Origin of the sequence: Streptomyces sp. SID5785 (assembly GCF_009870065.1) — a bacterium.
GTDB lineage: Bacteria > Actinomycetota > Actinomycetes > Streptomycetales > Streptomycetaceae > Streptomyces.
In genome coordinates this window covers 1-7,140 of record NZ_WWIA01000818.1, presented here as the reverse complement: position 1 = coordinate 7,140, position 7,140 = coordinate 1, and the positions used below count along the sequence as shown (strand labels likewise).

7 protein-coding genes are annotated in these 7,140 nt (G+C 74.6%); 2 read left to right on the top strand and 5 right to left on the bottom strand.

All coding sequences use genetic code 11. The features are described from left to right. From GTW43_RS26685 to fes, 5 genes are all read right to left on the bottom strand, one after another. A partial coding sequence (locus tag GTW43_RS26685; RefSeq protein WP_161304525.1) for an AMP-binding protein occupies nt 1-1,046 on the bottom strand: 1,046 nt, incomplete at its 3' end. Next, on the bottom strand, nt 1,043-2,263 hold the full coding sequence (locus GTW43_RS26680) for an isochorismate synthase (protein ID WP_161304524.1): 1,221 nt from the start codon (nt 2,261-2,263) through the stop codon (nt 1,043-1,045). The genes GTW43_RS26685 and GTW43_RS26680, both read right to left, overlap by 4 nt. Before the next feature lie 87 nt (nt 2,264-2,350). Next, nucleotides 2,351-3,172, bottom strand: coding sequence for a 2,3-dihydro-2,3-dihydroxybenzoate dehydrogenase (locus tag GTW43_RS26675; RefSeq protein ID WP_161304523.1), 822 nt, complete (start codon nt 3,170-3,172; stop codon nt 2,351-2,353). After that, nucleotides 3,169-4,146, bottom strand: coding sequence for an ABC transporter substrate-binding protein (locus GTW43_RS26670; RefSeq protein ID WP_161304522.1), 978 nt, complete (start codon nt 4,144-4,146; stop codon nt 3,169-3,171). The genes GTW43_RS26675 and GTW43_RS26670 overlap by 4 nt, the downstream gene beginning before the upstream one ends. Nucleotides 4,147-4,214: 68 nt before the next feature. Further along, nucleotides 4,215-5,540: an enterochelin esterase gene (fes, locus tag GTW43_RS26665; RefSeq protein ID WP_161304521.1), complete on the bottom strand. Its 1,326-nt coding sequence runs from the start codon at nt 5,538-5,540 to the stop codon at nt 4,215-4,217. Nucleotides 5,541-5,618: 78 nt separating this feature from the next. On the opposite strand from fes, the gene GTW43_RS26660 reads away from it, so the two are divergent. After that, nucleotides 5,619-6,668, top strand: coding sequence for an iron chelate uptake ABC transporter family permease subunit (locus GTW43_RS26660; RefSeq protein ID WP_161304520.1), 1,050 nt, complete (start codon nt 5,619-5,621; stop codon nt 6,666-6,668). Further along, a partial coding sequence (locus tag GTW43_RS26655) for an iron chelate uptake ABC transporter family permease subunit (RefSeq protein ID WP_161304519.1) occupies nt 6,665-7,140 on the top strand: 476 nt, incomplete at its 3' end. The genes GTW43_RS26660 and GTW43_RS26655, both read left to right, overlap by 4 nt.

The following is a 7,140-nucleotide window of genomic DNA, read 5'->3' as shown; positions in this document are numbered from 1 at the left end:
ATGCCGAACACCTGCATCAGGCGGCTGCCGAGCGCGGGGGTCAGGCGGCGGGCCGCCGCCTCGCTGTACTTCGCGCCGCCGACCAGGACGAGCTCGAGGCTGGACAGGTCGTGGCGGCTGTCGGGGGCGGCCTGCGTCCAGGCGAGGGCCAGCGGCGGCACGAGCCCGGTCAGGGTGACGCGCTCGCGGTCGACGAGGGCGAACGCGGTGTCCGGGTCCGCGGCCGGGGCCATGACGACGGTGCCGCCCGCGTACAGCGTGCCGAGCCAGCCGGGGCTGCTCATCGGGAAGTTGTGGGCGGCGGGCAGGGCGACGAGGTAGCGGGTGTCCGCGTCGACGCCGCATATCTCGTTCGATCCGCGCAGCGAGTACAGGTAGTCGTCGTGGGTGCGCGGGATCAGCTTGGGCCGGCCGGTGGTGCCGCCGGACAGTTGCAGGAAGGCGATCTCGTGCGGTGCGGGACCCACGATGGGGAAGGGCTCGTCGGGCACGTCGGCGAGCGCGGTGTGCTCCCCCGGCTCTCCGGCGACGAACACGTGCGCGAGGCTCGGCACGGCCGCCCGGACCGCGCTCGCGAGCGCGCGGTGGTCGAAGCCCGCGTGCCGGTCGGGGACGACGCAGGCCACGGCCTCGGTGAAGGAGCAGAAGTAGGCGATCTCGCTCTCCCGATGGGCGGGCAGCGCGTACACGGGCAGCGCGCCGATGCGGAAGAGGGCGAAGACGACCTCGGCGAACTCGCCGGTGTTGGGGAGCTGGACGACCACGCGGTCGCCCTTGCCGATGCCGCGGTTCAGGAAGCCTGCCGCGAGCCGGTCGACCCGCGCGTCGAGCTCGCGGTAGGTCCAGGTGCGGCGCTGCGGGGCGGGGTCGACGACCGCGATGCGGTCGGGGTGCCGCTCGGCGCGGTCGCGGAGCATGCCCCCGAAGGTCTCGCCGCGCCAGTACCCGGCGGCGCGGTAGCGCTCGGCGAACGCGGCGGGCCAGGTCGGGGCGTCGGTGCCCGGGGTCGTCGCGGCCGGGGCGGTGGTGCTGGGCGCGGTCTTCACAGGGTGGCTCCCACGGCGTTCAGGAACGTACGGAACTTGGCGCCGGTCTCGGCGGTCTCGGCCTCGGGCGAGGAGGCGGCCACCACACCGGCTCCGGCGAAGAGCCGCAGCCGGGTGCCCTCGGCCTCGGCGCAGCGGATCGTGACGACCCACTCGCCGTCGCCGTCGGCGCCCTGCCAGCCGACCATGCCGGTGTAGACACCGCGGTCGAAGGGTTCGTACTCCTCGATGACCCGGCGGGCGAGTCCGGTCGGTGTGCCGCACACCGCGGGGGTCGGGTGCAGTGCCGCGGCGAGATCGAGGGCCGTGGTGTGCTCGGGGTCGGCGAGCTCCCCGGTGACGGTGGTCGAGAGGTGCCACATCGCGGCGGTACGGACGAGCGTGGGGCGCTCGGGGACGTCGAGCCGGCGGCAGTACGGGGCGAGGGCCTCGCGCACCGCGTCGACGACGACGGCGTGTTCGTGCAGGTCCTTCCGGGACTCCAGGAGAGCGGCGGCGCGGCGCACGTCCTCGGCGAGGTCGGTGCTGCGCGGGGCCGACCCGGCGAGCGGATTGGCGGTGAGCGTGTCGCCGCGGCGGGCGACCAGGAGTTCGGGGCTCGCGCCGATCAGGGTGCGGCCGGGTGCGCTCGGCACGGCGAACGTGTGGCCCGCCGGATCCCGGCGGGCCAGGCGGCGCAGCATCGCGGGCAGGTCGGGGGCGTGCGGGGCGGTGAGTTCGAGGGTACGGGCGAGCACGACCTTGTCGAACTCGCCGTCGCGCATGCGGGCCACGGCGGCGGCGACGGCCGCACCGTACTCCGCGGCGGCCGGGACCTCGCGCACGGTCCACTCGGCGGCGCCCTCGGGGAGCGGTACCGGGAGCGCGATGAGCGGGTCCTCGCGCAGCGGAGGTGCCCAGCGGACGGTGGCCGGGACGCCGAGGGCGGGCGGCGCGTCGGGCGCGAACGGCAGGGCGCCCATGACGAGCGGGGCGCGCTGTCCCGCGCGCCTGCGGGCGTCGAGCAGGGACTGGACGCGTGCGCTCAGCGGGGCGTCGCCCGGGGCGAGTTCGGCGACCGTGCCGCGGCCGAGGAGGGTCTGGTGCGGTGAGGCGAGGAAGCGGTCGGTGCCGGGGCGATAGTCCTCGAGGAGCGCGGTGGCGGCGCCCGGTGTGGTGAGCTCCCCGGTGGCGGGGTGTGCGGCCCGGTCGGTGGGGCCGTCCAGGGACGTGGTCATCGGTGTCTCCCGTGGGGGATGGCGGGTCCGGGCCGTGGTCGGCGGCCCGGACCCGCCGTGCGGAGTCCGGCGGGTTCGCCGGAGCGGTCAGGCGCGCAGGGTCGCGCCGCCGTCGACGTACAGGTCGTGGAGCGTGATGTGGCGGGCGCGGTCGGACGCCAGGAAGGCGACCGCGTCGGCGATGTCGGCGGGGTCGGCGATGCGGCCGAGCGGAATCCCGGTGCGGTGGGCGGCGAGGTCGCCCTCGACGACGGCGCGCTCGGCCGACGCGGCGTCGGCGCCCGACCGCTCCCACATGCCGCGTTGCATGTCGGTGAGCGTGGAGCCGGGGCAGACGGTGTTGCAGCGCACGCCGTACGCCGCGACCTCCAGGCCCAGGCATTTGGTGAACATGACGGTCGCGGCCTTGGACGCGGCGTAGGCCGCCATGCCGGCGCGCGGTATGCCGGCCGCGTTGGACGCGACGGTCACGATGCTGCCGCGGCGGCGGCCCGTCATGCGCCGGGCGACGGAGCGGCTGACGTGGAGGACGCCGCCGGTGTTGACGGCGAAGGTGTCCGCCCAGTCCGTGTCGTCGAGGTCGAGCACGGGTGAGGTACGCAGGATCCCGGCGACGTTGACGGCGGTGTCCAGCGGTCCGAGCGTGTCCTCCGCGTCGGCGACGAGTGCCTCGACGGCGGCCGCGTCGGTGACGTCGAGCCGGCGGGCCGTGACCTGTCCGTCCGGGTGCCGGGCGGCGACCTGCCCGACGGATCCGGCGTCGAGGTCGGTGGCCAGGACCCGGGCGCCGCGGGCGGCGAGCGCGTCGACGACCGCCGCGCCGATGCCGCGGCCGGCCCCGGTGACGAGGGCGAGCCGTCCCGCCTGCTCCGCCGCGCGGTCCGCGTCCGGTGTCTGTGGGGAGCTCACTCGGCGAGCGCCTTCTCGATGTCGTCGAGGACGACCTGGGCGGAGAGCGGACCGCCCGCGCTGTTCCAGGCGGACCCCTGGACGACGACGACGTGCTGGTTCTTCTGCGCCTTCAGCTTGTTGAAGTTGGTGACCTCGCGGGCCTGGCCGTAGGCCTTCTCGCCGTCGGCCCGGTCGCCGAGGGTGCCGAAGAACATCCAGTCGCCGTCGATGGTGTCGAGCTTCTCCAGGGAGACCGGTTCGCTGTGACCGGTGCTCGCGCCCTGCTGGTCGGCGGGGCGGGTGGTGCCGAGGGCCTTGAGCGTGGAGCCGACGACGCCGTCGCCCTTGCCGACGACGGAGGGGGCGCCGTCCTGCCAGCGGATGACGGAGACCGACCGGCCCGCGTTGTCGCCGAGTCTGCCCTTGACGTCGGCGACCCGACCGTCGAAGTCCTTCAGCCACTTCTCGGCGTCGGCCTTCTTGTTGAGGGCGTCCGCGGTGTCGGTGAAGGACTTCTTCCAGTCCTCGTTGAGCTTCGCGGTGACGACGGTCGGTGCTATCTCCTGGAGCTTGGCGACGGTCTTCTTCGCGCCCGTCGTCTCGTCGAGCAGGATGAGGTCGGGCTGCAGTGCGGCGAGCTTCTCCATGTCGGCCTCGGCGACGGTCGCGACGACCTCGGCCTTGCCCGCCTTGTCGGCGAGGTAGGTCGACACTCCGCTCTGGCCGCGGCCGGCGGTCGCTCCGACCGGCTCGACGCCGAGGGCGAGCGCCGCGTCGAGCGTGGGCTCGCTGAGGGCGACGACCTTCTGCGGGGCGCGCGGCACGGTGACCTCGCGGCCCTGGGCGTCGGTGATCCGGCGGGTGGCGCTCGCGCCGGACTTCTCACCGCTGTCGCCGTCGTCGCTGCCGCAGGCGCTCAGGAGCAGGGCTCCCGTGACGGTGGCGGTGCAGGCGAGCAGGGCGGGCCGGCGGAGGGAACGGAGGGGGGACATGTGCGTGATGCTCCTGGGTGAGGACGGCCGGGGGCGGTTGCCCCCGGCAGGGGACGGATGGTTCGTGGTCAGTGCGCCGGGCCCAGCAGGCCGACGAGCCGGTCGGCCAGGGCCTGTTGCCAGCAGATGTGGTCGGGGCCGCCGTTGAACTCCCGGCGGGTGACTGCGCAGCGCACGGAGTGGAGCGTGTCGTAGAGCGCGCGGCAGTGGTCGACGGCGGCGCCCTCGTGCAGGCCGACGTCGAGGTGGACGGTGGCGAGCCGTGGCGCGCCGGAGGCGAACTGCCCGACCATCCAGGGCGTGCCGAAGGTGTCGCGGTGCTCGGACCCCGGCGGGGTTCCGGGCCGCCACCACAGGGACGGCGACTGGGCGACGACGTGGCCGAAACAGTCGGGGCGCAGGCGTCCGGCGTGCAGGGCGGCCATGGCGCCGAGGCCCTGGCCGGCCACGACGGTCCGCCCGGGGTCGGCGGTGACCGGCCAGCGTTCCCATGCCCAAGGCAGGAGTTCGTCGGCGAGGTACTCCACGTAGGCGTCGTGGGCGCCGAGTTGACGGGCTCGGGTCGGGCGGTCGACGGCGTCGGGGGCGAGCACGGCCAACGGCGGCAGCAGCCCGCGGGCGACGAGGGCGTCGAGCACGTGCTGGAACCGCATGCGGCCGAACCACATGTCTCCGTCGCCCAGCACGAGGACGGGCAGCAGCCCACCGTCGCCGTCGGGCGCGGGGTCGCGGTGTCCCGGAGGCAGGTAGACCCACACGTCGCGGGGGCCGCCCAGTGCGGCGGCGGGCGCGCGGTGGCGTTCGACGCGTCCGGCGGGCAGTCCGTCCGGCACTCCCGCCCAGGCCTCGGCCGGGGCGTCCGGGAGGGCCAGCACCGAGGACTCGGCGGCGCCCCAACGGGTCGGTACGCAGTGGCGGTTGAGCGGATCACGAGCCGCGTGGGAGGCGAGCGAACGCAGCCGCGCCTGGAGCACTCCGGCGTCCTCGGGCGGCTCCTTCGCGGAGACGTCGGCCGCGATGCGGTACGCACCGCGGTGGTCGACACGCAGCCGAAGACCCAGGTGCCACACGTCGGTGCCGGGGACCCGGTCCATGAGTGATCCCGCGAGGTGGTCGCGGTCCGTGAGGCCGTTCGCGAGGAACAGCACCTGCCGGGTGGCGCGGTGGCCCCGCCACAGGAAGGTGACGATCCGGTGGTCGGGGTGCCCCTCGACGGTCTCGACCAGCGGGGTCCCCGCGGTCTCGGCCCGGCGCCAGAACTCCTCGACGACCCGGTGGTGTTCGGTGATCTCGGTCGCGCGCAGACGGGCGAGGAGCCGCTCGACGCACGGCCCGGTGAGGCGCTCCGGACGGTGGTCCGGCAGGGCTGCGGGCACAGCGGACTGGACGTACATGACTCCTCTTCCTGCGACGGGCCGAAGTGGGCGACACCAGTTTTAGCAGACTTACTTAGGTTAGCCTAAGCTACGTTCATGTCGACCGAAACACGATCCGGGCCGGGAGTCGGTCATCCGCCCCCGGCCGGCCCGCGCAGCCGACCGCCGCGCGCCACCGGCCTGTTGGTGGGTGCGTCCGCGCTGGTCATCACCGTCGCCCTGTCCCTCGCGGTGGGCACCGAACACATTCCGCCCGGCGATGTCTGGTCGGCGCTCGTCTCCCCCGGCGGGTCACGGTTCGACGGCATCGTCCGGGAACTGCGGCTGCCCCGAACCCTGATCGGCGTGACCGTCGGAGCCGCGCTCGGTCTCGCGGGCGGCGTGATGCAGGTCCTCACCCGCAACCCGCTGGCCGACCCCGGACTGCTCGGGGTGAACGCGGGTGCGTCCGCCGCGGTCGTCACCGCGATCGGCGTGCTCGGCATCACCTCCTTCACGGGCTATCTCTGGTTCGCGCTCGCCGGTGCGGCCCTCGCCGCCGTCGCCGTCAACGCACTCGGCGGCACCCGCGCGGCCACCCCGGTCCGCCTCGCCCTCGCCGGGACCGCCGTCAACGCCGCCCTGTTCGGCTACGTCAACGGGCTGCAGCTGTGGGACCTGAGCACGCTCGACTCGATGCGGCACTGGTCGGTCGGAACCCTCGACAAGCGCGATCCCGAGCTCCTGCTGACCGCCCTGCCGCTGATCGTCGCGGGAGCCCTGCTGGCCTTCGCGCTGGCCCGGCCGCTGGGAGCGCTGTCGCTCGGCGAGGACCACGCCCGCGCGCTCGGCACGTCCGTGCGGCGCACCCGGGTGCTGTCCGTCGTCGCCATCACGCTGCTGTGCGGCAGTGCCACGGCGGTCTGCGGCCCGATCGGCTTCGTCGGCCTGATGATCCCGCACGCGGTCCGCGCGTTCACCGGGCCGGACCCGCGGTGGATGCTCCCCTACTGCGCCCTGTTCGCGCCCGCGCTGATGCTGCTGTCGGACGTCGTCGGGCGGGTGGTCGTCCCGCCGTCCGAGATCGAGGTGGACATCGTCACGTCCTTCCTGGGCGGCCTGCTCTTCGTCCAGCTCGTCCGGCGCCGGAAGGTGGCCCAGCTGTGACCCTCCTCGACACTCCCCGCACCGACCGGTCCCGCGGACGTCTGCGGGCGGGCCGCTACTCGCTGCGCTTCGACCCGCGCACCGCCCTCGTCTGCCTCGCCCTCGCCGTGTGCGGCGCGGTGGTCGTCGTGCTCTCCGTCGGCACCGGCACGTACGCGCTCTCGCCCGTCGAGGTGCTGCGCACGTTCGCCGGGAACGGGCCGCCCGGCGCGGAGTTCATCGTGCTCGACCTGCGGCTCCCGCGCGCCCTGGTGGCCGTGCTCGTCGGGTTCGGCTCGGGCATGGCCGGCGCCGTGTTCCAGTCGCTCACCCGCAACCCGCTGGGCAGCCCCGACATCATCGGTTTCGGCAACGGCGCCTCGGCGGGCGCACTGGTCGCCATCATCCTGCTCGACGCGGGCGCGGCGCAGACCGCCTCGGGCGCCGTGGTCGGCGGGTTCGCCACCGCCGTCGCGGTCTATCTGCTCGCCTG

Bases quoted from the DNA above. Each gene is read 5' to 3' on its own strand.
- GTW43_RS26680 (WP_161304524.1), bottom strand. From the start codon at position 2,263: ATGACCACGTCCCTGGACGGCCCCACCGACCGGGCCGCACACCCCGCC.
- GTW43_RS26670 (WP_161304522.1), bottom strand. From the start codon at position 4,146: ATGTCCCCCCTCCGTTCCCTCCGCCGGCCCGCCCTGCTCGCCTGCACC.
- fes (WP_161304521.1), bottom strand. From the start codon at position 5,540: ATGTACGTCCAGTCCGCTGTGCCCGCAGCCCTGCCGGACCACCGTCCG.
- GTW43_RS26660 (WP_161304520.1), top strand. From the start codon at position 5,619: ATGTCGACCGAAACACGATCCGGGCCGGGAGTCGGTCATCCGCCCCCG.